The organism is Bacillus cereus group sp. BfR-BA-01524 (assembly GCF_022662595.1).
Taxonomy (GTDB): domain Bacteria; phylum Bacillota; class Bacilli; order Bacillales; family Bacillaceae_G; genus Bacillus_A; species Bacillus_A thuringiensis_S.
The window spans coordinates 13,345-36,475 of record NZ_JAKUDW010000044.1; the positions used below are offsets into that span (position 1 = coordinate 13,345).

The window sequence follows — 23,131 nt, forward strand, 5'->3', positions numbered from 1 at the left end:
ACTTATCACAATTTTCACTCGACAAATTTTAAGTTTTTTGATTATTTACACTATAACAAACACTCAGGGTCAAATTTTGTTACTTTATGTAACGTAGAAAATTTTTAACAAAATTGTAATGTAAACTCGTACAAAATACATAAAGCCCCTTTACTCATTTTTGTATAAAAAAATCGTACAGCTTAATTTAGCTGCACGACTACAATTTCTGGCCTATTCAAAATTCTTTGCGGAATGATACTATTTCCTAATCCTCTACTCACTACCATTGATGTACTTTGTTCTACATATAAACCAGCTGTATATTTAGGTAAAACACCTTGATTTGGCGCAACTAATCCTCCGATAAATGGCAATCTAACTTGCCCTCCATGAGCATGCCCTGATAACACTAAATCTATTTGCTCATCAGCATACTCTGTCAAAAATTCAGGCCTATGGGATAATAATACATTATATCTATCTGGCTGCATTTCAATTTTCGCCTTTTTAATTTCATCTATTATAATATTTCCTTCATCACGGTTTCCAGTAACAAACTCTGGATCATCAATACCTAACAAGTTTATTTCTTGCTCACCCTTTCGAATGCCTACATATTCATTCCTTAAAACATTGACATCATATTTCTTCAACTCTTTTTCTAAACGGTTATACTTTCCAGACCATTGTTCATGGTTTCCTGTCACAAAATATACAGGATACTTCTTTACAATTTCTCGTATTAATTGCATACTAACTTCTGCATCGTATGATTTACTGTCAATTAAATCACCCGTAATCGCAATAATATCTGGATCTATGCTTTTAATTTTTTGAATTAACACATCTTGATTATCGCCAAATTGTTTATTGTGTAAGTCTGAAATTTGTAGAATTTTATACCCTTTAAAAGAGGAGGGTATTTTACTAGAGGTTATTTTAACCTCAGTTATACTTATTAAATTGTTCTGTAAATATAAAAAGATAATACAACCTACTAACGTAGCAATAAGTAATACACTTCTTTTAATCTTCTTGCTCATATTCCCTCCTAAAACCTTAATCAGTACTACAATTCTCAAAAACATTCCAATAGATTTTTCTTTTTTTATCTAACGGTTCTCTTTTAAAGTGAAATCAATTTAACTACGATAATCAAGTACAAGTTTCTAATTATAGGAATTGAAGAACTTATATCACTCTGTTGAAGTAAACATGCCCATTTCTGTTCTAATCGTAACTCTATCATATAACATTAAAGCCGAAATTCCCAAGTTAAGGAATTTCGGCTTTTTGAGTTCGTATGAATATCTTAGTTTTAGTTCTATGTACCTTGCAGTTGTACATCTTAGTACATATCAGTTGTCTATCTATATGTGGTGAGGTTTTTATCTTTTTCAATAATCAACTATGTATAAAATATTTAAGTTAGTTAATACCCTTAATGGATATCATGCTTTTTAAAGTTTCCGCCTTGTACTTCCGCAACATCATATACAGTGACAAAAGCATTTTCATCAATTTCATGAATAAGTTCCTTCATTTTATTCTCTTCTAAACGACTGATAACACAGCTAACTTCTTTATAAGCTTCTTTCGAAAAGCCACCATACATTTCATTATAGATTGCATTTCTCCCAAGACGATCCCAAATTGTATCTATCATTAATTTAGGTTCTTTTGTAACAATTTTAAATGTTTTAGAGCCACTTAATCCTACTTCAATAATATGAATTACTTTAGAAGCAATAAAGTAAGCAATTGCTGATAAAATTCCACCTTGAAGACCGAATACTGTTGACACAAAAATAAATACGAACATATTTAAAAACAAAATAAGATCACTTGTGCCAAACGGTAATCTTCTAGACAATAATACCGCTAACATATCAATTCCATCTAACGCCCCACCATTACGAAGTGCCAATCCCATACCGAAGCCGATAATCACACCACCAACAACTGTAACTAACAATGTATCTCCTTCAATAATTGTAGGCACATTATGCATAACCACAGTACCTATTGCAAGTGATACAATACCAATTACTGAATAAATTGCAAATCCTCTACCGATTTGTTTATAACCTAGCCAAACAAATGGAATATTAATAATTCCAATTAAAAGACCTAATGGTAACCCAAATAACTGAGAACTAACAATACTTATACCTGTTACACCACCATCTGAGACATTATTAGGAATAAGTACAGCCTCTAATCCATATGCGGTTATGAACGCTCCAATAACAATCAAAATTGCTTGTGAAATCCTTTTCAATTTATTAACATTTTTATTCCTTATACTTCCCATCTCAATTCCTCATTTCTCACATTTTTCTCTTTTTGTCATTTCATGATTACATCAGCTTCTTTAGTCTTAGTGTCACACCTACTATGTAACTTCTCTCAAACTATAACTTCCTATACTTAACCCGAGGGTATACCGTATATGTATGAATTCTTATAACTACTAATCATGCGTTACCCTATTAAATACGTTATCCACTTTACCATTTAAACACCATGCAATTATTGTTAATAGACCGCACACAGAAACTACTGGCTGTTCTACCTCCCAAAAGTTTAAATTTACTTCCGCCCACTTACCTATCACACAATATCAAAACCGTAGTTCATGAAATCAATTCCATAAGCATAATGAACACTACTTTACAAATCCAAAACAACACTGACTGACCAATATATTCATTCGGTCAATTATAATATACCTAAAACTTAAGTAAAATTCCATTGATTAATATTATTTCTTTCTATTAAAAAAAGATACATAATGTAGGATTATTTAAGTTTTTTATAAAATAAGTAAGTTTTACAAACACCCTAGTTTGCAATGTTTTCATGGTTTGAAAATTAGTTAAAATACGCTTAATCAAGGTTAATTTATTCGATATATTCTCTCTTTTCACTCTTGTATTTTATCTTCATTCGTTTATCATATGGAGACAAAAAATAACGTTACAATTGGTTCCTACGTACAATTTCCCTATCATAATAACTCCACCTTACAATTAACAGGTTGTGTAGTTAATATCTTACAAAATACGATTGTAGTTGATATTGCCGATATTGCTGGAACACATGCTATTGAAGAAAATAGGCAAGTTGTAAAATATGGTTATTATAAAGTGAAACTTTAATGAGTGGTGGTTTTGTTCATCCCTCACTCATTATTAGCCCTCACCAATCGGGCTTTAACGGGATCAAAAGATGAAGTAAATCGATAACAAAAAAAGACCCTAGTACACACTAGGATCTTTTTTTATAACGTTATTTTTATAGTATTTTAATTTACAGCCATCATACTTTGTTTCTAAATTTTATAATTATGTAGCGTCCTTCCATTCAGACTTCAATATTGAATATTGATATTCATCAATCCACTGGCCTTTTAGCATGTAATTCTGCAATAAATGACCTTCTCTCCTCATCCCCACTCGTTCTAGTACAGAAATAGACTTATTATTTCGAACGTCCGAAAATGCAATCACCTTATGTTTTCCTAATGAATGAAATATGTAACTCAATAAGGCACAAACAGCTTCAGTTGCATAGTCTTTTCCCTGATATTCTGGAGAAAGAGTAAATCCGATTTCTACGATGCGTGGTTCATTTACAAGTGTGTGAAGTGCGCAATCTCCAATTATTTTGTTATTTTCAGCCAAAGCAATTGCGAACTGGAACCAAGTACCTGGTAGATTAGGATTATTTTTAACTTGTTCATTTACAAACGTTTTAGCCTCATGATATTGATAATTAACCCATGACTGAAATTTAGCCACTTCTGGATTAGAACGATAAAAATGAAAGTAGTTAGTGTCATCCATACTAAACCTTCTCAAAATAAGACAATCTGTTCTCCAAAAGACTTGATTGTCATTCTCCATAACTATTCACCCTCTTTTCTACATTAATTATATCTTTATATTACATAGGTATAAATAGTTTACATGCTTATAAAAAAGCGATTCTTTTCACATTAAAAAGAATCGCTTTCCAAGTTCTTATTTTTAATTATATTACATAAAGCATTGAGAGATTATTATTTAAGAGCCTTAACTATAACTTCAGTTGCCTCTGCAATGAGTTGATTATCATAGGTAGCCTCTTTCTCATCTTTACTAGATAAAATTGCGATGATAATTGGTGCTCTATTTGGAGGCCAAACGATAGCAATATCATTTCTTGTCCCGTAACTGCCAGCACCTGATTTATCTCCAACTACCCAGTCAGTTGGTACGCCTGCACGAATAAGTTTGTCCCCTGTAGCATTCCCTTTCATCCACTCTGTAAGAATTTTACGTTTTTCAGCAGGAAGTGCATTTCCGACCGTAAAAGCTTTAAGATTCGTAGCAATTGCTCTCGCTGTACTAGTGTCACGAATGTCTCCTGGAATAGCTTCGTTTAATTCTGTTTCAAAGCGATCAGACATAGTAATCCGATCCCCCATCTTTCTAAGCGCTTTTTCATATCCTTTAGGTCCGCCTATTTTATTAAATAAAATGTTCCCTGCAGTATTATCACTTGAGCGAACAGCAGCCTCAGCAATTTCTCCTAGTTTCATCCCAGTATCTACATGTTTCTCTGTAACGGGTGAATAATCCACTAAGTCTTCTTTCGTAAATGTGATTACTTCATTTAATGTATCAATTGAGTTTTGCTGTAGTAATACTCCTGCAGCTAAAGCCTTGTAGGTTGATGCGAAGGCAAATCTTTCGTTAGGTCGATAAGAGATTGTTTGATTTGTACCAGTATCAATCGCATATACACCTAATCGAGCATCAAATTTTTTCTCAAGTTGAGAGAACTCTTTATGCGTTGCCTGATTTTTATGTTTCACTTGTCCAGTCTTTTCTTTCGCTTCAACTTGCAGTGATCCTCCTGTAAAAGCTTCTAGGCTTGTAAGACTTAAACCTAATATACCAACGCATATTCCTATTTTTAGCATCCTCTTATTTTTCAAAACCATCATTCCTTCCAAATTTTTAGCACCTTTTTATACGTACACATAATAGACAATCATCGAACCAAATTTGTTCCATAAACTGAAAAAAATTTATAGCTAGTATGAGAGTTATTAACAAAATCAGAGATAGTAGCTATGATCGCCGCTATCTCTGATTTCACATTTCATTTTTTTACTTATAAATGGCTTTATATAAACAGGTTCTCTTCCCTGAGAAAAGTACTCTAATTTTGCTTAGAACTACCTGTACTAGTAGATTCACCATATATACGTTGCTGTTTCAAATCAAAGTATACATCTAATACTTCCTTTCCAATTATAGAATTAATTCCATTTTTATCATCATGAAGCCATGGAACTACTACGGAAAATGCTACTTCTGGATTATCATATGGAGCATATCCAACTAACGTTAAGTTGTAACATTCCATACGTTCTCCTTTTGCATTTCTGCCAATTGGGTCATCTCCACCATATACAGTTTGGGCTGTTCCTGTCTTTCCTGCTGGTTTATATGGCGCATTTTTGAAATATTTCACGCCAGTTCCATCACCTTCTTGGAATACCCATCTAAACCCTTCTTTTATCCGATCAATATGTTCTTTCTTCATATCAATTCGATTTAATACGACAGGCTCTATGGAACGTATAACTTTTCCAACCTCTTCTTTTATTGATTGTTCTCGTATTTCTTGTACAATTTGAGGTTGCATTCTATAACCACCATTCGCAATCGTTGAAACATATTGCGCTAATTGCAACGGCGTATACGTATCATACTGACCAATAGAAAAATCTAGTAAAAACCCAGGTTGACTATCTACTTTTCTCGTTTGTCCAATTATTTCATTCGGTAAATCAATACCTGTTGGGACACCTAAACCAAATTGCTTGAAATAATAGCGCATCGTATCAAAGGCTCCTTGTTTAATATCCAATGATCCATTTGGTACGTAATTAACTCCGGCAATTTTTAAAGCTGTCTGGAACATGTATACATTCGAAGATACTTGTAAAGCCCGTAAATCATTAATATTACCAAATCCGGATACATTCCACGATTTCTTAGCTTGTGTACCTTTAAATTTCATCGGCGCGTCATAAAATTGATCTCCTGGATGTATTGCCCCTGTCTCATATCCAGTTAATAAAGTAGCACCTTTTACAGCTGACCCTAGCTCATACGAAGTTGTCATATTACCTAATGCCAAATCCTCAAACTCTATTTTCCCTTCTTTTTCTACAATCTTTTTGCCTGCCATTGATAAAATTTGTCCGTTATTTGGATTCGTCATGACAACAAAAGCTCGATCGAGAAGTGGCTCTGAACTTTTAAAAGCTCTCAAGTTTTTCTCTATACTTTCTTCCACTTTCTTTTGTAATTCCATATCAATCGTTAATGTTAAACTATTACCACTTTTTCCTTTAGAGATTATTTCTGTGCTAACAATGTTTCCTGATTTATCAGTAATATTTTTCACTTCTTCTTTTGTTCCGTGTAATACATCTTCATATCGTTGTTCAATATAACTTTTTCCAACACGATCATTACGGTTATATCCACGTACTAAATAAGAATCTAAATTTTCTTTCGGTAATCCTTCTTCACTACTCGTAATATTTCCTAATACAGAACGAAATAAATTACCGTTTACATAATTACGTTCCCAATCAACAGTTGCATCTACTCCTGGAAAATTCGCAAGATTTTCGCTTATCCGCGCATACTCTTCATCTGTTACATCTTTTTTAATGATTTGTGGTGTTAGTTGATAACCTGAACCCATTTTACTTTTAATAGCTAACACCTTTAAATCTTGTGCTGTTAATTCTGCTAATTCTACCTCTGTAACGCGACCTCGTCTTAAGTCTTCTATTTTTTTATCTAACTCTTTTCCCTCTATACCCTTTTCTTTAAACTTTTCTATATCTTTCTTAGTAATCTTTGTCTCCGCACGTTTCGAATTCAACTGCATCCAAAAATCTTTTTTATCGATATCTGTTAATTTATTTATATCTTGTTCAGGCATTTCAAGTACTTTCGCCAAGTCTTTTGCTGTTTTTAAAATATCTTCACTCGTAATTCCCTTCACCCTTGTATACGTAATTGTGCGAAGAGATTTATTATTAACAACTGTTTTCCCTTCTCGATCTAAAATTTGTCCACGTGGAACTGGAATACTAGTTATTGCATTTTGACTACTTTCCACTTGGTTCTTATAAGCCTCTCCCTCAACGATTTGTACCTTTCCTAGCTGCATAATAATAGCTGAGAATAGTAGAAATATGCAAAGGAACATTATATTTAATCGAATAGATATATATGTCTTCTGCTTCTTGCCTTTTTGTTCTTTCATAAATCCTCCATTTAATCCTTTCAGAAATTGCTACAACTACTAAAAGCATTTCTTATATATTAGATACCGATAATCGGTTATAAATATCGCCTCAATTTTTTGCTTAATCCTTGTAAGCATCCATTCTTTTTCGTTTAGCTACGGCATTAATAACTCTCCCTTCTTGTTTTCTCTCTATTTTTTTGCCGCTTGCATTAGAAGTGCTAAACTGTATAATGACTCTTATTAAACTTACATATAGACTTGCTAGTAAATTTTCATGTTAATTATTCCTTTCTTCATGCTTTAATACTTAATAGACAACCTAAACAATAAAGTTGTTCCACATTTACAAAAAAAATAATTAAATATAAGATAAAATAGGCTACATAAGGGAGGGTTATATGTTACATACAAAAAGATGGAGATTTTTTGCGGTTCTTTCTATTGTAGGTTTGATTTTACTAATTTTATTAAAAATCAACTTCATTTCAATTACTATCGCAACTTCTTCAGCTGAAAGAGGCAAGATTTTTGATCAAAATGGTGTAATACTAGCTACAAATAAGAAAGTTAAGTCTCTATATTGCACTTCTAATGATGAAAAGCTATCGAAACAAGATACATCAAACACATTAGCTTTTTTTAATCAATTCTCAATCGAGTTTCAACATGATATTTCTACAGAGAACATAAAATCTCAATTACAACAATCTTGTAAAAAGCAGACTATGAATGATATACCGTTATACTCTGATATAACTGAGAATGAACTTGCATTCATAAACAAAAACAAACCCAATAATGTAATAATTAAAGATGAATGGATTCGATATTATCCTAAACACGAAATTGGTTCACAAGTAATTGGGTATGTAGAAAATGACCTTAATTCAAAGCATATGGCTGTTGGAAAAAGCGGGATTGAGCTGCAATATGAAAATGATTTAAAAGGAAAACCAGGTAAAACTCTTATTTTTAAATTGAATAATAAAAAGTTCTTATGGAACATTCAAAAAGTACAAATAGGTAAAGATGTACGGCTAGCTTTAGACTCTGAGTTGCAGCAAAAGGCAGAAGAAGCATTAAGATCTCAAATTAAGAAAACACCCGATGCTAAAGCTGGTTATGCTGTAGTAAGCGATGCAAAAACTGGCGCAATTTTAACTATGGCCAACACGGCAGTTTTTGATCCAAATATATTAAATACGCGTGTATCTTCTAGAAAAGAAAACATTAACTCTCTTTCGCAAAATAAAGCAATTCAAAAATTAAAGTATGGTGAATCTTATGTAAATATGGCTTCTACTATAAAACCACTCACTATTTTAATTGGATTAAACGAAAAGCTTTTCCAACCCGAAGATACTTATTTAGATAAAGGGACTTTTCAGTATGATAATCAAAATAACATTACGAATGCACCTGGAACGCCAACAGGTGAGATTACACCGAGGCAGGCTATCATTAATTCATCTAACACATTTATGACAGCAAAAGTAGCTCTGCCCCTATTCAACCAAAATAATGGGAATATAGAAAAAGTAGCACATATATGGACAGATTATTTAATGCAATTCGGCCTACGTTCTACAACCGGGATTGATTTACCCTTTGAAGAAGACGGACAATATGAATTCCATCCATCTAATAAGTTTGAAAATGGAATCTCCGCTTTATTAAACGCCTCTTGGGGAGGAAATGAAGTGCATACCCCTCTTCAACTCGCTCAATATGCAGCAACTTTGGCAAGTAAAGGTGATAAATATAAACCTCAAACTGTAAGTGCAATTATTAGTCCGGACGGTAAGGAAACAAAAAAGTTTAAACCAATTTTAGAAAGTTCAAATCGTTATCCGATGAACTTTTGGAGTGTCGTGCAAGGTGGAATGAGTCAAAATATAGAGGAAATTAAAAAGTTGCCCTTTGACGTCGCAGGTAAAACAGGTATTACAGGTTTTCCGAATGAGCAAGAAAGAATGATAAATCATTCTCTTTTCATTGCATATGCTCCTACCGAAGATCCACAAATTGCCGTTTCTGTCGTTATTCCTGGTAGTAATTCAGAAAAAAACATCGCTGCTCTCGTTACATCAGAAATTTTAGAGTCTTGGCATACACTTCAAAAAGAGAATAAAAACAAAGAGGAAGGTTCATTAAAGTGAACCTTCCTCTTTTACCAAATAGAATCTATATTTATTATTTTCCATTCACCATTATCGTTTTTTTCGAACATAAATGAATACTTAATATCAGTTAAAACATACTCTTTTTGTACGTATCCAGTATTGCCATTAATTGTCGATATTTTTATATATCCATCATTTTGCACTTTTTCTGGAATCCAAGCTTTTACCATTTCATTAGATACTTCATATAACACTTGTGATTCTCGTTTTGGTTCAGCTAAAATTTTCGTTTTATTTCCAGTAACCGTTGCATATATAAAATGCGCTTGCTTGGGTTGGTTACTTTCTGTCAATCCACTTGGTACTTTGTATACTTTTTTTGTATCATTTGCAAATTCTCCTCCCATTGTAAGAGCGACTTGCAACTCATGAAAAATATCTTCATCAAACTTCAGTTCATCCTTCTTATAACTCTTCCCTTTAAATAGAACTTCATCATTTAACGTTTTGTACAGGTCATTTTCATTTTTTGAGTTCGTACTTTGATATAGTTCATTCATAAATTGTTTTAGTGATGGATCTTGAGCAGACTCATCTTTTGTTTTAGGCTTAATTTGAGTACTACTTTGTACCGGTGATTTATTATCATCAAGCCAAGGTTGTTGAACAATGAAAAATAACATTGTACAAACCAAAACAACTACAACAGGTAACACTTTTTTACGAAATGGTCTTTTATATTTTACGAAATCCACTTCATTATTTTCGTATATAGACTGCTTTATTTTAGAAATAAATTCTTCTTCATCTTTACGATTCTCCATTGGACCTTTTTTTATTTTTCTATACCAGTCAGGATTTTGTTTATTGTTCATCATTACTACCCTCCCCTATTAATTTTGAAACCTTACTTCTTGCTCTACTTAATCTCGATTTTACAGTTCCAATGGATACTCCTAATGTTTCAGCCATTTCTTCATAAGATAATTCATATTTTGCGTCCAATATAATTATTTCACGGTGCTTTTTAGGTAGTTTTAATACAACCTTCCACACATCATTCATTTCTTCTTGCTTAAAAAATTCTTGTTCTGCTGACAGGGATTGCTTATCGTCACTAAAAAAACCTATTAAAGATATCCTTTTAAAATAAGATGATTTCAAATAGTTTATTGCCGTATTTCTTGTGATTTTTAATATCCACGTTTTAATAGATGACTCCTTTCGAAATGAATTCCAATTTTTAAACACCTTTATAAATACATCTTGCGTGATATCATCTGATAAGTGTGGATCTTTCGTAATAATAAATGAATAATTCCATACATCTTGCCAATAGTCTTTTATAACATAGTCCAGCTCATCATGATTACACTTTTCAATAAACGTCTGTTCCATTTCCACACCTCAAACTTATTTGAATAAACATAAAAACTGCCCTCACTTTTATTATGGTTTCAATATATAGACAAGATACAAGTTTCATTTGTTCCATTGTTTATCTTTTTTCAGGCAGAATAATACTACTAAAAAACAAGCAAAGCATACAATTATAAAAATCCACTCACAATAATCTATTTTTTTTGAATTTAACGTAACACTCTACTTGTCCATTTCAATTTGCTATCCCCTTCTATTTACCATTAACAATGTCAACTTTTCTAGAATTACAGCAAAAAAGCATTCTCGATTAGAAAGAATGCTTTTTTGAAATTTAATTGTTCTATATTTCCCCCAATTTATATCTTTGAGTTAAGCAAACATGTAATAAATTTAGTGAAATAATTCACCTTATAATTAAATATTATTTCTGAAATACATGTTTTACTTTTTCACCTGGAACGTTACTTCCTCCTCTTCCTTTTACATCTTCAATCATCATTGTAACAATCATGTCTGGCGCATTTGCATCGAAAGCTGCGAACCATCCCAGTTCTTTTCCTTCTGCTTCTTTCGACTCTTTCAGTTCTGCTGTACCAGTTTTACCAGCAAGCGTCACACCATCAACCTTTGCAATTCTCCCTGCGCCATCAGGGTCATTAATGACTTTGATTAATGCACTCTTTAATATCTCTTGATTCTTTTTAGAAACCACATTTTCTTTCCAATTCCCTGCTACTTTTGCTTCTTTTAAAAGATGTGGCGACGGAATATTCCCTTCATTCACAATCGGTGCATATGTTAATGCTAAATGAAGTGGTGTCATTAATACTTGTCCTTGTCCATAGCCCGTGTCTGCTAGTTGAATATCGTTTTTTATCCCATCTTTTGCAATGATTGAAATAGGAAATTCGTATTCGATTGGTAATTTTTCATGAAATCCGTACTTTTTAAATTCCTTTACATACTGATCTTTTCCCATTTTCAAAGCTTGTTGAGCGAAATAAATATTATCAGAGTACTTCATTGCCTTATCAAAATCAATTGGACTTGCATCCTTCACACGCGTTACATAGTAATTTCCCCAAGTTGAATCTTTTGTCCACTTCAAACCTTGAATTTTAAATTCTTCCTTCGGATTTATTGTGTTTGTTTCCAAACCAATTGCACCTGTAATCGTTTTAAATACGGAACCTGGTACAAATGCTTGTGTGAAGCGATTCGTCATTGGTAGTTTCGAGTCGTTACTCCATGCTTCTCGTTGGGCTTTCGATGCTCCTCTAACTATTATATTTGGATTATAAGCAGGGCTACTTACAAGTGCGATTGTTTCACCTGTTTTAGGATTGACCGCTGCACTAGATCCTGCTTCAGTTTTCATCTCATTAAAGATTTTTTCTTGAATTGCAGCATCAATTGTTAACGTAACATTTTCTCCTTCTTTTGCTTCTTTTTTTGCTACGTTTTTAATCTCTTTGCCATTCTCATCTTCTATAAATACGCGTCCACCCTTTTCACCACGCAATTTATTTTCTAACACTTTCTCTAAACCGGTCTTACCTACTAAATCATCCGCTTGATAACCTTGTTTTTGAAGTGATTTTAACTCCTCCGCATTCACCTTTCCTATATATCCAGTTAAGTGTGCCGCTGCTTCACCTAATGGATACGTACGAATATTTACTGGGCGAGATGAAACTCCTTCTAATTCAATATAATCATTCTGTCTGGTTCCCTCTTTTAAAATACCAATTGGTACAAAGGAGTCTGGTTTTATCCATTTTGCTGTGAGCTTTTGTTCGACCTCTTCTATAGACATATCAAGTAATTGTGCTACTATTTCTTTCGTTTGCGCTGCTGTTTCGCCTAATTTCTCTGGAATAATTCCAACCTCAGTTGCTTTACCATTCGTTGCAAGCCCTTTTCCATTGCGATCATATATTTCTCCGCGTTTTCCTTGCTCTATTTGCATACGTACTTTGTAATCTTTTTTCATACCTGGGAAAATGAAGTCTGGTGTCCAATCTATTTTCCAAGATTCTTTATCTTTCACAAGTTTTGCTTCGTGGATGAATGAAACTGGTCCTACATCCGTATCCATCTTAACTTCAAAAAGAAAAAGCTCTTTATCTTTCGTATTCTCTCCTTTCATTTTAACTTTTAAATTCTTAGCTCCAATCCCCTCATAGATTTTTTGATATTTTTCTGTGAATTCTTTTTTAGAAATCGATTTTTTGCCATGATCTGATAAATGATCATACATATTTGCAAATTTTTTATCATTCCATAAATTGATATATTCTTCAAATGCTTGTTTTGGCGGTTCGTTTTTATTACATCCTACCAACATAACTGCAAAACAAACGAAAAGCAGCATCCATAATTTTTTCAATTCAATCTTCTCCCTTAGTTAAAAATGATGATTCCTTTCTTAATTTATTTAATAGAAAATGTTTTAACGCTTAATAGACAGTGTAAGTAATGACATTGTTCCATATTTTAAAAAAATAGACCTAATTGGAATTCATCAGAAATTAATAGATACAAAAAAACGCCATACTTTCTGTAAATTTCTACAAAAAGAATAGCGTTTTCTTATTTTATCTTTCTATATATGCTATACCGTGAGCTCCTTGATTTACAGAAGGATCTTCATTTCGATCTCCTGGATCAACTTCAATGGTATGAACATTCTTGTAATTAATTAAATCTAATACACTTATTGTCCCTGATCTAAGGTTAGAAACATATCCAACCGTTCCGTCCGTAGAAGAACGCATTGTAATTGGGAGTAAATCTACTTCTATTGCACCTAACACATTTAACGATTCTCCATCAAGAACAGAAACATACCCTGGTGCTGGAGAAAACATATTTCTTGTTCTCTCTCCATTCTTATTCTGAAAACGCGTATGTCCTACCAATACTTTCCCATCATTCGTTACATGAACCGGAGTAATTAAATCTGAAAATGATTTTGTCTTTATAATTTTATCGGTTTCTGTATTAATGATGCTAAGTGTAGGTTGCTCCTCTTTGTAGTCTCCAAGTAAACATGGTGAAGGGATATAAACTCGATTACCTTTAGGAGAAATAGCTAGTTCTTCACTACCATAGGGCATAGATACTTTTCCAATTAATTCCTTACCATGTGTATCTAAAACCGATATAAAGGGCGCCTCTTTATTAGAGGAATATCCTTTTGTACCATCTGGATTCGTAACAAACCAATGTGGACCTGCTGCTTCTGTAGAGATTCTATCTAGCACTTTTCTCGTGTTAGGATTAATAATTAAAATTCCTCCTTCACCAGATTCAACACTTACATACAATAAGTCTTTTTTTTCATTATAAACTAAACCATGTGGTGCAAATTCCGGCGAAATATCAATGATATCAATTACTTTAAATTGATCAATATCGATAACTAAAATTTCATGGCTTTTTTCCGGATTATTTCTATAAAAACCTGAGCGATAAGTAATACTTACATATAACAATTGACGCTTAGAATCGAAACATAATTCATGAGGTTCTGTAACTGGAGAATCTATAACCCCTATTCTTTCAAAATTTTTCGCATTGAAGAAATGGATTTGATTACCGCTGGAGCTAACGACCGCCAAAATAGGATTATTTTCTTTAAAAATATTCATTATTTAAACCCTCCTTGTTATTTGTTCCAAATTTCTTAAGTTCCATAGAAATCAGCATATTTAAGTAATTTGTATTATTACTAAGACAAGTTGTAAACAATTTTCACCTCCTTTCAATTAAATTAGTTTAACTTATAATAAGCTAAACTAACTTTTATTCTGTAAAAATACGTTGAATTTAATAATCCAACGTATTTATCTACCTTCTCCAACTTTAGCTTTTATACTTACATGTATTTTATTTAATAACCTTCCAATACTTTACTCCTAAATTAATGATGCACAAAAAGCACAGAAAGTAAGTAATTAGCGAAATACCATTTCTTTGTCTCGTGCATTATCAGATACTCATAACATAAGTAAATCAAGCTTAGCTACCATTGAATCAGTTTCCTTTGCTGCCGTTTTTTTAAATTCATTCTGCGTACAGCTCTATTCTTTGGGGAATCGTTCTATAGATTGACAAATTTGCTTCAGATTCTTGTTTTTTATTGAACTATTCCTGTGTTGAAAAACTAATTATAATTAGTTAGCTTAACTAACTATAATTATAAATACATTCACGTTTTATCGCAAGAGTTTTAAGAATCTTCGAATAAATGAATAGAAAGATAGAATTATTTTCATCATAAGATACATGATCTTAAGTTGATAGTGATGCATAACGAGAATTTCGTACGTTAAGAAAAAACTTGCTACATATGTATGTAAATTTTAATTGCCTACTAAAAAATAACGTATTTGCAGGATGTATGAAAATTATACAAAAAGTAATAATTCATCGTTACCCAACAATATATAATATTGATAAAGAAAAAATACTAGAGAATATCACAGTGTAGTAGTCTCTAGTATCTTTTCATAGTATTTTAACGGCTATGCAATACAAAAGGATAAAAAAAGACCTCTTACGGAAAGATAAGAGGTCATCAAGAAGATAAAAATGTTGTATTTGAAACACGCGAGTTTCTAATTCATATCATAACACAATATATTTATATATTCAATATATACATAAAACAAAGGATATATGTTCAAAAAACACACGGAATATTAATTTGGAACAGTATGTTTTATTCTTTTAACCTATTTCTTCTACAATGCCGTAATTGTAACAATGGATGGCCTCCTCTATATACTGATGAGCAATTGTAGCAAATTCTTCTAAATTCTCTTCCGTTACCTCATGAATAAACAGAACAAAATTACTGTCGGATTCGGAGTCTGTTGAAATGGAACCATCAATCCGTTATGAAATGTTGAGCTTGCATCTCCTAGATTCCATGTAAATATTCGCTAATTCCAATCCCCTTTCGTGTCTATTTTATGTTTAATATAGTCTCGTACCGTACAAACGGGAAATGTTGTTAATTTGAAAAGAGAGCGGAATAAAATTTCTTTATCGCCTCTGTTCTTTCTTTTGTATGATAGAAAAAACGGAGAAAGATGGAATTTTATCTATCCTCATAACTTGTTAGAAAATTCTAATTTGATTAAATTAAAAGAAAATGATATATTGATTTTATAATAATAATCCAATTAATGGATGACAACCTAATACCTGTAATTGGACTATGACAATGTCAGATAAACGGGAGGAATTTAATATGAAAAAATTATGTTCATTTGCTTTAATCTGTGCCTTAACCTTTTCGGTTTTTATCGTTTTAGACAGTACGCTACCTGATAAAGCACGCGCTGAAGTACATACGATTAAGCAAGCTTCAGCTGTTGTGGATGATTGGCCATGGCAAACGTATTTCTTATTGCATCACAATGCGGACTATCTAAAAGAATTAGCCCCTGGTAGGTTAAAACAAGGTGGTACGTTTGATATGACGGTGTATATAGGCGGAAAAGATGTGGGTGTTGTAAAGATTTATCGATTGAACGGAGAAGGTGAATTGCAGCGCTACAAAACCATTTCTGCAGGTGAGGCTGGGCATCACTACTATTCTAGGTTCACAACACCAATTACAACGGTTTATACACCAGGTACATATGTTGCAGTACTGAAGGTAGACACTTCATATTATTATGGTGGCTCCTTCCAAATTACAAAGTAAAACATATAGGTATATTTGTCTGAAACGCACTGGGTTACGGTGCGTTTTTGTTATCTAACGAATAAATGATCACGCAGGAAGTCAAAGCATATTATCAAAACGGAGCTGAATGTGAAGAAAATTGTAACAGTTAATGCGAATGTAACAATCCATGTTGGTATTTTAAAAGGGATGACAGGATGTGTTACTAGTTATGATGCGGATACTGGGATGGCCGAAATCGAATTGGATCCATTTACAACGGTTATAATTAGGTCTGTATTTCTAACGCAATAAGGTTTGTATAGGATTCTTTAGAAAATTAATATTTGATTTTTATAGTGACCCAATATATTCTATGATTAAAATTGAGTTACATATTTTAAAATCATCACCAAGAGAATCTGCAAATTTACGGGTTCTTATTTAAAACATAATGCCAGAAAAGCTGAGGTGAATAAAGTGCAAAGTTTAAAATCTTTAAAACGTGACGTATACATTTTTCTTCCATTGTCTATTTATTTTTCCTCCATTTTTATTTCATTCTATATTATAGAGAATACATTCAACTTGCTAAGTTTTTTACCAGCACTTGGAACCCTGTATGTCTGGGTAACTAGTGTGATAGACATTAAAAATAAAAATTACAAAATAAAATAAAAAAGCATCTGAACTAGATGCTTTGCTCTTAATGTTATAGAATATTGACGCCCATGACCATACAGCTACCAAAAACAATACATACCAAACCTAAAAATATTAAAAACCCTGGCAAATCAATATGCTCAAGTAGCGCGCATATTAATAATAAAAAGGGGTAGACTAGAATTTCAATCCAGGTAACGCCCCCTGCTTTCTTTATTTCTCGGTAAGATACAACGCTGACAAGTAAAATGCCTAATACAATCAACCCTATCCCTAACATCATCCATTCACCCTTTTGAAAATTTAGTATTTCACTTTCATATACTGCTCTTTTACGAGCACCAATAATTCCCTCAGTTTCTTCTCTACAGGATGTTCTTGATTTTCTGGTACTTCTCTCCCGTATGATGAGAAGCTTTGTGAGCATGCACTAGATGTGACTTCCAATTTCGCGTATGAGAAAGTATGCTCATTTTCTTCATCAATGTTTTCAGTAGTGCTTCCATTTGAACCAACGCGTATGCAGCTTTCGTCAAGTTTGGTGCGCTTTCCTTCCTTGTTAACCGTGTAATAGGTATCGTTGACTTCCCCATATTTCATATTAGGTGTTGATGTTACTGCGGTCCCGTCTGCAGAAAAAATAACAACACGAAACCCATCTTCTTCTGGCAACAACTCAGCTCCTGGAACATTATATAGTACCAATAGGTCTCCTTCGTATGCTTCTGGAATGAGATAAATGGTATCTGTAGTGTCTTTTCCAAATCGGATACAACCGCTTAAAAGAATCATAATAAAGATCCCGCAATACATTATAACTTTTCTCATAGAGTTTCTCCCGTTATGTGTAAGAATGGTATAGTATGTATTATATAATGCAATATATTTCCTTGGATAGAATAAGTTTCTAGTTTGAAGTCGATTTTACTATTGTCATATAAAAGATTGATGTCAGTGGATGATTGGCTCGAAGAGAAATGGAGTGAATCGATGGGCAGACGTTTTGCATTAACATATGAAAATAAGATTTTGAGAAGAATAATGATTACCGTAAGCATTGTCATACTCGTTTTCATTGCAACAGGGTGTGATTCTGTCCAAAATGATGCAAAGGATGTAACGGACATTCCGCTTAACAGCAAACTAGATTCCCTTATTTCAGAAAGTATCATTGCCTGGAATCAAGACAAATTAAATCATACAGAAAAACAATTTGAGACACATGTAATCTATGGAACTGAAATGAAGGATGAAAAAATGTATGTCTACCTTCATTCCCTCATGCAAGGATACAACCGCGAAACACAGACAGTTTCTCAAGCAGGACATTTACTTCCAGTCCGTGTGACAGTCACAAAAAATGGGGAGGATTACCGTGAACCAGGAGATGGTGCTGAAAATGAACCTACTTTGCGCAACATGTTCCCGAAAAAGTATGCGGATCAAGCACTCACTATCTCAAATGAAACGATTCAATCATTAGAATCTCGTATGCAAGAATCTGTTGCTAAGTGGCTGGAAGATACAAGTAATAAGAGACAAGATAGATAACAAATAAAATATTCAAAATCGAATATTATACAAAAAAAGGAGAGATATAATCTCTCCTTTTTCTACTTTATACCTAACATTATTTGTTATATCCACCAAGTTGCTGTTCTGCCATAGCAACGAGACGTTTTGTGATTTCTCCACCTACAGAGCCGTTCGCTCTTGCAGTTGAATCCGCGCCTAATTGTACGCCGAATTCTTGTGCAATTTCATATTTCATTTGATCCAGTGCGCTTTCTGCACCTGCAACCACTAAAGAGTTGTTACGATTGTTTGCCATCACATATCACCTCCTGTACGTTTAATATGCTACGAAACAAAGAAAATATTATTGGTAAATAAATCCATTTATAACGTGTACTTTTCAACCATTTTACTTTCCGATTACAATTTCAGCATAATAACAGTACAATTTTTCTTTATTTGCATGAGTTTACATAATGTGAAATATGATTATGAAGAGTTTTATTTTACAAAAAATTTATCGATGTAATTGTATTACAAGTTCTTCTAAAATATTGACAGATAATATGCCACGTGTTAAATTCGAAATATTTAAATATTAAGGAGATGAGTGACTGATGTCATTTAATAAGATAGAAGAATATTGGTATATGTACGCTAAAGAAAATGAGTTAAACATGAGCGTTCCAGATGCATGGATGTTTGGAGATGGTTCCAAAGAAATGGGAGATGAATTAGGAAGTTTAGTAGTTAAAGGAATCAAAACAGGAACATGCGCTGCACATTGTGTTTATGAGCTTGAAGGGGAAGAAATTCAAAAAGTTGGTCAGTACGATATTGTATTGGATGGAGACAATAATCCATTAGCAATTATAAAATATACAAAGATCGATTTACTAAAAATGAATGAAGTAACAAGTAATTTTGCAAGATCTGAGGGTGAAGGAGATTTAAGCTATGATTATTGGTATAGTGAGCACGTTAAATTTTTCACTTGGGAATTAAGTCGGTATGGACTTACTTTTACTCCAAACTTAATGCTCGTTTGTCAAACGTTTAAAGTAATGGATGTCTATAAAGATTAAACATGGATGAAAATCAAACATGTTTAATCTTTATATTATGTTTTTAAGCATTTCGTCATGTAAAAAAACAAAATCCCCTTAATACAGGGGTTTTGTAATCTATACTGTTCGTAATCCTTAGTAAACCGTTGATACTGTTTGGATAGTTCATACTCAATTTCATCGTACGCCATTGTACCTGCTAATTCTTTACGTGTCTGTTCTTCAATATATCGAGATACTATAATCAATCCCATCATCTTAACGCCTCACTATTTGGTTCAAAACTAGAGCCATTCGCGGATAAAGCAGAACAACTTTCCCCTTCTTATACCATACTTATCCTTTATTGTTCCTTTATACCTTTAGTAATTGTGTATCGGTAAGGCTTATCTCCTTCTCATACAACTTTGGATGAAGTGAATAGCTGAAAATAAAAGGAACTCTCAGAATAGAGTTTTTAATCAAGTGCGTACCTTTTATTACTTACTATTTAGCCTACGTACATATTACATAGTGTATTTTATCATCCAATAAATTGGATTAAAACCTGGTTAAACTTTTCCCGCTCTTCCCAGAATGTACCGTGACCACTGAATTGAAAAGGTACAAGTTGTGCATTTCCCAATAATTTTTGCGTCTCTTCTCCTTTAGTAAATGGAACAATTTTATCGTGAATACCGTGAATAATTAGCGTCTGTACATTTATTTTACCAAGATCGCTATACACATTTTCATCTCTCAATGTTCTCATAATCGCAGCTGTCGACCAACTAGCCGCTTCCAATCCTAACTGTAGAAACCATTCGGAAAATGGTCCAGTGATTTTCTGAAAGAAAAATTGATTTGTTACACCCTGCAACATATTAGGGCGATCATTCAGTGTGTCTGTAATGAACTTATTCGCAATCTCTTTTTCCACACTAGTTGGAGATGCAGCACCAATTAGGACTAATTTGGATACTCCAAATCCTTGATAACGAGCCATATAACGAATTGAAATTGCACCACCTGTGGAGTGTCCTGCTAGTGTGACATCTTTAAGCTGTAACGCTTTAATTACTACTGCTATATCATCTGCCAATCTATCAAAATTGTATCCACTATATGGTTTGTCTGAATTGCCGTACCCCCTCCAATCAATGCCTATACATCGATATCCCATTGCTGGAAGTACATTGTACTGATATTCGAATTGCTTATGGTTTAATGGCCACCCATGTATAAAAAGTATTGTTTTCTTACCTTTCGAATTTATATCTTCTACAAAAATTCTTACATCAGATTCAACAGGTATTAAGTATCCCATGCAGACTCCCCCATGTAATAAAGATTGCCTCTACAATAAGATATTCAGCTTAAGAGAATCTATGCTGTTTCAAGTCTACTCTAAATTGCTCTAAAGACCAGTTCGACTACAAATAATAATTCATGAAATTCGCGTTATATAGATGGGAAATTCAATATGTTCTTATCGATTTGAGCATGTTAAAATAAACCTAAAAAAGGATGGAAAAATATGACACAGTTATGGCGATCTTTTGGACATGTCGTTCCACTATTTTTAATCGCAACCGTTATTGTATGTATAATTGCATTTGTATTGGCAAAAAAAAGTGCGAAAGATAAAGTTATACAGAAAAACACAATCTTTATGAACATAGTGTTTCCTCTTTCGATTATTGCAATTTTACTCATTACCGTTACACCAAGATTTACTGGGATGGAACAAATACGAGTTGTAAACTTGATTCCGTTTATTGGTATGTATAAGCTTATGACCAATTATGTCGATATTATGGTTCCTATCAAAAATATATTGTTTAATATTATCCTATTTATGCCATTTGGCTTCGTCTTATTTTGGAAATATCACGCAAAGCTTTCTATTTATCAAGTGACTATAATAGGATTTGTATTTTCTCTGCTAATTGAATTTATCCAATATGTCTTTCCAGCAGGTCGTTCATCAGATATAGACGATGTGATATTGAACACCATTGGAACATTAGTAGGATGTTTATTCTGGAACCGAATGTGTAAATTATTTCCAAAACTCTTAAAAACATCGAATGCGAAGACTACTATGCAAAATAACTTCCAATAACGATTTTTATAGTAATGAGCCGTTCATTTGAGCAGCTCATTACTATTTTTGCATAACGTGGGTGATTTCCAAAATACTAGATGTACCCTTTATAATCTTTCAGTAGGTATACAATTTCTCAAGTAATTACTGGTTTATACTATATGAAAATTAGAGTATATGAAGAAGAAATAGAAGTATTGGCAGAGTGCTACACTATTAAGAATGATTTTTTCGCAAGGAGCATTTATATGAAAAACAGAAAGAATGTAATATTACTAATAGTATATTTCTTATTTTTGAGTGGTTGTAATCAAGTTAATGAAGATGAGGTAAAAAAATATATAAAAGAAAAACACGGAATCGATGTTGTTGTAACACATATGAGCCCTTTAAATGAAAATAATATGGGGCATGCATACCATACTGTGCAAGCAAAGAATAATAAAAATATTCAATTTCGAGTAGAGGTAGATGGTCTCTTCTATTCATCCATAAAAAGTGATGAATACAAATATGGAAAAAAAACATTTGAGGCATATCAGAAATTCCAACCAACTCTAGAAGAAATGAAAAAGTTAGGATACGTGGAAACTAAAACTGATAACACTCTTCAATATTTGTCAGAGGATAGAAGATCAGATGAAGGGAAACCAACTAATGAATTATTATTAACTTTGCAAATGAGTAACGAGATTGACTTTAGCCAATTTGAATCAGTAGAATTAGATCGTTTATATACTCTATTTCAACTCATCCAGAAAAATAATAAAAAGATAACAGAACTTGAAATTAAGGATTATAATGGCAAATCTTTAGGTGGACCTTTTAAAAATGTGCAAAAAATGATAACAAAAGAAGAGCTGTTACTAACAATGAAAAAAACGATGGGCAATGCCATAGACATTTATTTAGAAAATTGGATTAAAAATCATACAAAAATAGAAGAGAGATTAATTGCAATTCAAAACAATCGTTTTGAATTACAAGGTATTACTTATTCAAATTTGAAAGATGGGGATGTTCGAGGATATAAGGTGAATTTAATTATTAATACCGGTAGTAATGAATTTGAAAATAATCCCCTTGTAATTAAAGATTTAATCAAGGTAACCACAATCCTTAAAGAAGAACTATATAATAAAAAATTTCAGATATATTTACAAACTAAGAATGGAACAAAATATACACCCTGGTTATCATCAGAAGAAATTAAAAAAGCTATTAACATCGAAGAATTTGTAAAAGAGCGATATCCTAAGAATTAAATTTAAAGCCCTTTTCATGTTTGTTATAGTAACCAGCA

At 32.7% G+C, this 23,131-nt stretch carries 22 protein-coding genes; 8 read left to right on the forward strand and 14 right to left on the reverse strand.

All coding sequences use genetic code 11. The annotated features are described in order from the left end of the window. Positions 1-182: 182 nt before the first annotated feature. A complete protein-coding gene (locus MR170_RS16855) occupies positions 183-1,025 on the reverse strand; it encodes a metallophosphoesterase (protein ID WP_029442759.1) in 843 nt (280 codons plus the stop codon). A 398-nt stretch (positions 1,026-1,423) separates the two neighbouring features. After that, the gene (locus MR170_RS16860; RefSeq protein WP_016081573.1) at positions 1,424-2,296 is read right to left on the reverse strand and encodes a YitT family protein; all 873 of its coding nucleotides are present in this window, start codon (positions 2,294-2,296) and stop codon (positions 1,424-1,426) included. 646 nt (positions 2,297-2,942) lie between these two features. Here MR170_RS16860 and MR170_RS16865 point away from each other — a divergent pair. Beyond that, positions 2,943-3,143 (forward strand): DUF2187 domain-containing protein, encoded by a 201-nt coding sequence (locus MR170_RS16865; protein WP_080681815.1) that lies wholly within the window; start codon positions 2,943-2,945, stop codon positions 3,141-3,143. A 186-nt stretch (positions 3,144-3,329) separates the two neighbouring features. On the opposite strand, the gene MR170_RS16870 is transcribed toward MR170_RS16865, so the two are convergent. The 3 genes from MR170_RS16870 to MR170_RS16880 all read right to left on the reverse strand — a co-directional run bounded on the left by MR170_RS16870 (position 3,330) and on the right by MR170_RS16880 (position 7,326). Continuing rightward, complete coding sequence (locus MR170_RS16870; protein ID WP_242308726.1) at positions 3,330-3,890, reverse strand: GNAT family N-acetyltransferase; 561 nt, start codon at positions 3,888-3,890, stop codon at positions 3,330-3,332. A gap of 155 nt (positions 3,891-4,045) precedes the next feature. Continuing rightward, positions 4,046-4,972, reverse strand: a complete 927-nt coding sequence (gene bla, locus MR170_RS16875) for a class A beta-lactamase Bla1 (RefSeq protein ID WP_016081575.1) — start codon at positions 4,970-4,972, stop codon at positions 4,046-4,048. Positions 4,973-5,193: 221 nt separating this feature from the next. Beyond that, a complete protein-coding gene (locus tag MR170_RS16880; RefSeq protein ID WP_088867744.1) occupies positions 5,194-7,326 on the reverse strand; it encodes a peptidoglycan D,D-transpeptidase FtsI family protein in 2,133 nt (710 codons plus the stop codon). Positions 7,327-7,709: 383 nt separating this feature from the next. On the opposite strand from MR170_RS16880, the gene MR170_RS16885 reads away from it, so the two are divergent. After that, complete coding sequence (locus tag MR170_RS16885) at positions 7,710-9,470, forward strand: peptidoglycan D,D-transpeptidase FtsI family protein (protein ID WP_242308727.1); 1,761 nt, start codon at positions 7,710-7,712, stop codon at positions 9,468-9,470. Between the two features lie 11 nt (positions 9,471-9,481). On the opposite strand, the gene MR170_RS16890 is transcribed toward MR170_RS16885, so the two are convergent. The 4 genes from MR170_RS16890 to MR170_RS16905 all read right to left on the reverse strand — a co-directional run bounded on the left by MR170_RS16890 (position 9,482) and on the right by MR170_RS16905 (position 14,470). Further along, positions 9,482-10,309 carry an SH3 domain-containing protein gene (locus tag MR170_RS16890; RefSeq protein WP_242308734.1) on the reverse strand — a complete coding sequence of 276 codons (828 nt, stop codon included), beginning with the start codon at positions 10,307-10,309 and terminating at the stop codon, positions 9,482-9,484. Further along, positions 10,299-10,832: an RNA polymerase sigma factor gene (locus MR170_RS16895; protein ID WP_016084322.1), complete on the reverse strand. Its 534-nt coding sequence runs from the start codon at positions 10,830-10,832 to the stop codon at positions 10,299-10,301. Before MR170_RS16895 ends, MR170_RS16890 begins: the two co-directional genes overlap by 11 nt. A 406-nt stretch (positions 10,833-11,238) precedes the next feature. After that, on the reverse strand, positions 11,239-13,206 hold the full coding sequence (locus MR170_RS16900) for a penicillin-binding transpeptidase domain-containing protein (protein ID WP_050843634.1): 1,968 nt from the start codon (positions 13,204-13,206) through the stop codon (positions 11,239-11,241). A gap of 208 nt (positions 13,207-13,414) precedes the next feature. After that, a complete protein-coding gene (locus tag MR170_RS16905; RefSeq protein ID WP_242308728.1) occupies positions 13,415-14,470 on the reverse strand; it encodes a YncE family protein in 1,056 nt (351 codons plus the stop codon). A gap of 1,607 nt (positions 14,471-16,077) precedes the next feature. On the opposite strand from MR170_RS16905, the gene MR170_RS16910 reads away from it, so the two are divergent. After that, the gene (locus MR170_RS16910; protein WP_029442341.1) at positions 16,078-16,536 is read left to right on the forward strand and encodes a DUF5065 family protein; all 459 of its coding nucleotides are present in this window, start codon (positions 16,078-16,080) and stop codon (positions 16,534-16,536) included. Positions 16,537-16,647: 111 nt separating this feature from the next. Then, on the forward strand, positions 16,648-16,812 hold the full coding sequence (locus MR170_RS16915) for a hypothetical protein (protein WP_173927950.1): 165 nt from the start codon (positions 16,648-16,650) through the stop codon (positions 16,810-16,812). A gap of 397 nt (positions 16,813-17,209) precedes the next feature. Here MR170_RS16915 and MR170_RS16920 read toward each other — a convergent pair whose 3' ends face one another. Together MR170_RS16920 and MR170_RS16925 are read right to left on the reverse strand one after the other, a co-directional pair. Beyond that, positions 17,210-17,443: a hypothetical protein gene (locus MR170_RS16920; protein WP_029442340.1), complete on the reverse strand. Its 234-nt coding sequence runs from the start codon at positions 17,441-17,443 to the stop codon at positions 17,210-17,212. 20 nt (positions 17,444-17,463) lie between these two features. Next, complete coding sequence (locus MR170_RS16925) at positions 17,464-17,988, reverse strand: DUF6843 domain-containing protein (RefSeq protein ID WP_029442339.1); 525 nt, start codon at positions 17,986-17,988, stop codon at positions 17,464-17,466. A gap of 162 nt (positions 17,989-18,150) precedes the next feature. On the opposite strand from MR170_RS16925, the gene MR170_RS16930 reads away from it, so the two are divergent. Beyond that, positions 18,151-18,711, forward strand: coding sequence for a hypothetical protein (locus MR170_RS16930; protein ID WP_029442338.1), 561 nt, complete (start codon positions 18,151-18,153; stop codon positions 18,709-18,711). Positions 18,712-18,790: 79 nt separating this feature from the next. Here MR170_RS16930 and MR170_RS16935 read toward each other — a convergent pair whose 3' ends face one another. After that, the gene (locus MR170_RS16935) at positions 18,791-18,991 is read right to left on the reverse strand and encodes an alpha/beta-type small acid-soluble spore protein (RefSeq protein WP_000002881.1); all 201 of its coding nucleotides are present in this window, start codon (positions 18,989-18,991) and stop codon (positions 18,791-18,793) included. A 301-nt stretch (positions 18,992-19,292) separates the two neighbouring features. Here MR170_RS16935 and MR170_RS16940 point away from each other — a divergent pair, with 301 nt between their 5' ends. Then, complete coding sequence (locus MR170_RS16940; protein ID WP_242308730.1) at positions 19,293-19,760, forward strand: ASCH domain-containing protein; 468 nt, start codon at positions 19,293-19,295, stop codon at positions 19,758-19,760. A 35-nt stretch (positions 19,761-19,795) separates the two neighbouring features. Here the strand turns inward: MR170_RS16940 and MR170_RS16945 are convergent, their stop codons facing one another. Together MR170_RS16945 and MR170_RS16950 are read right to left on the reverse strand one after the other, a co-directional pair. Continuing rightward, positions 19,796-19,999, reverse strand: coding sequence for a hypothetical protein (locus tag MR170_RS16945; RefSeq protein WP_016081592.1), 204 nt, complete (start codon positions 19,997-19,999; stop codon positions 19,796-19,798). A 266-nt stretch (positions 20,000-20,265) separates the two neighbouring features. Continuing rightward, positions 20,266-21,048 (reverse strand): alpha/beta fold hydrolase, encoded by a 783-nt coding sequence (locus tag MR170_RS16950; protein ID WP_043938095.1) that lies wholly within the window; start codon positions 21,046-21,048, stop codon positions 20,266-20,268. A gap of 210 nt (positions 21,049-21,258) precedes the next feature. Here MR170_RS16950 and MR170_RS16955 point away from each other — a divergent pair, with 210 nt between their 5' ends. Together MR170_RS16955 and MR170_RS16960 are read left to right on the forward strand one after the other, a co-directional pair. Further along, positions 21,259-21,846 (forward strand): VanZ family protein, encoded by a 588-nt coding sequence (locus tag MR170_RS16955; protein ID WP_242308731.1) that lies wholly within the window; start codon positions 21,259-21,261, stop codon positions 21,844-21,846. A 230-nt stretch (positions 21,847-22,076) separates the two neighbouring features. Then, positions 22,077-23,093 carry a hypothetical protein gene (locus MR170_RS16960; protein ID WP_043938097.1) on the forward strand — a complete coding sequence of 339 codons (1,017 nt, stop codon included), beginning with the start codon at positions 22,077-22,079 and terminating at the stop codon, positions 23,091-23,093. The last annotated feature ends 38 nt before the right edge of the window (positions 23,094-23,131 follow it).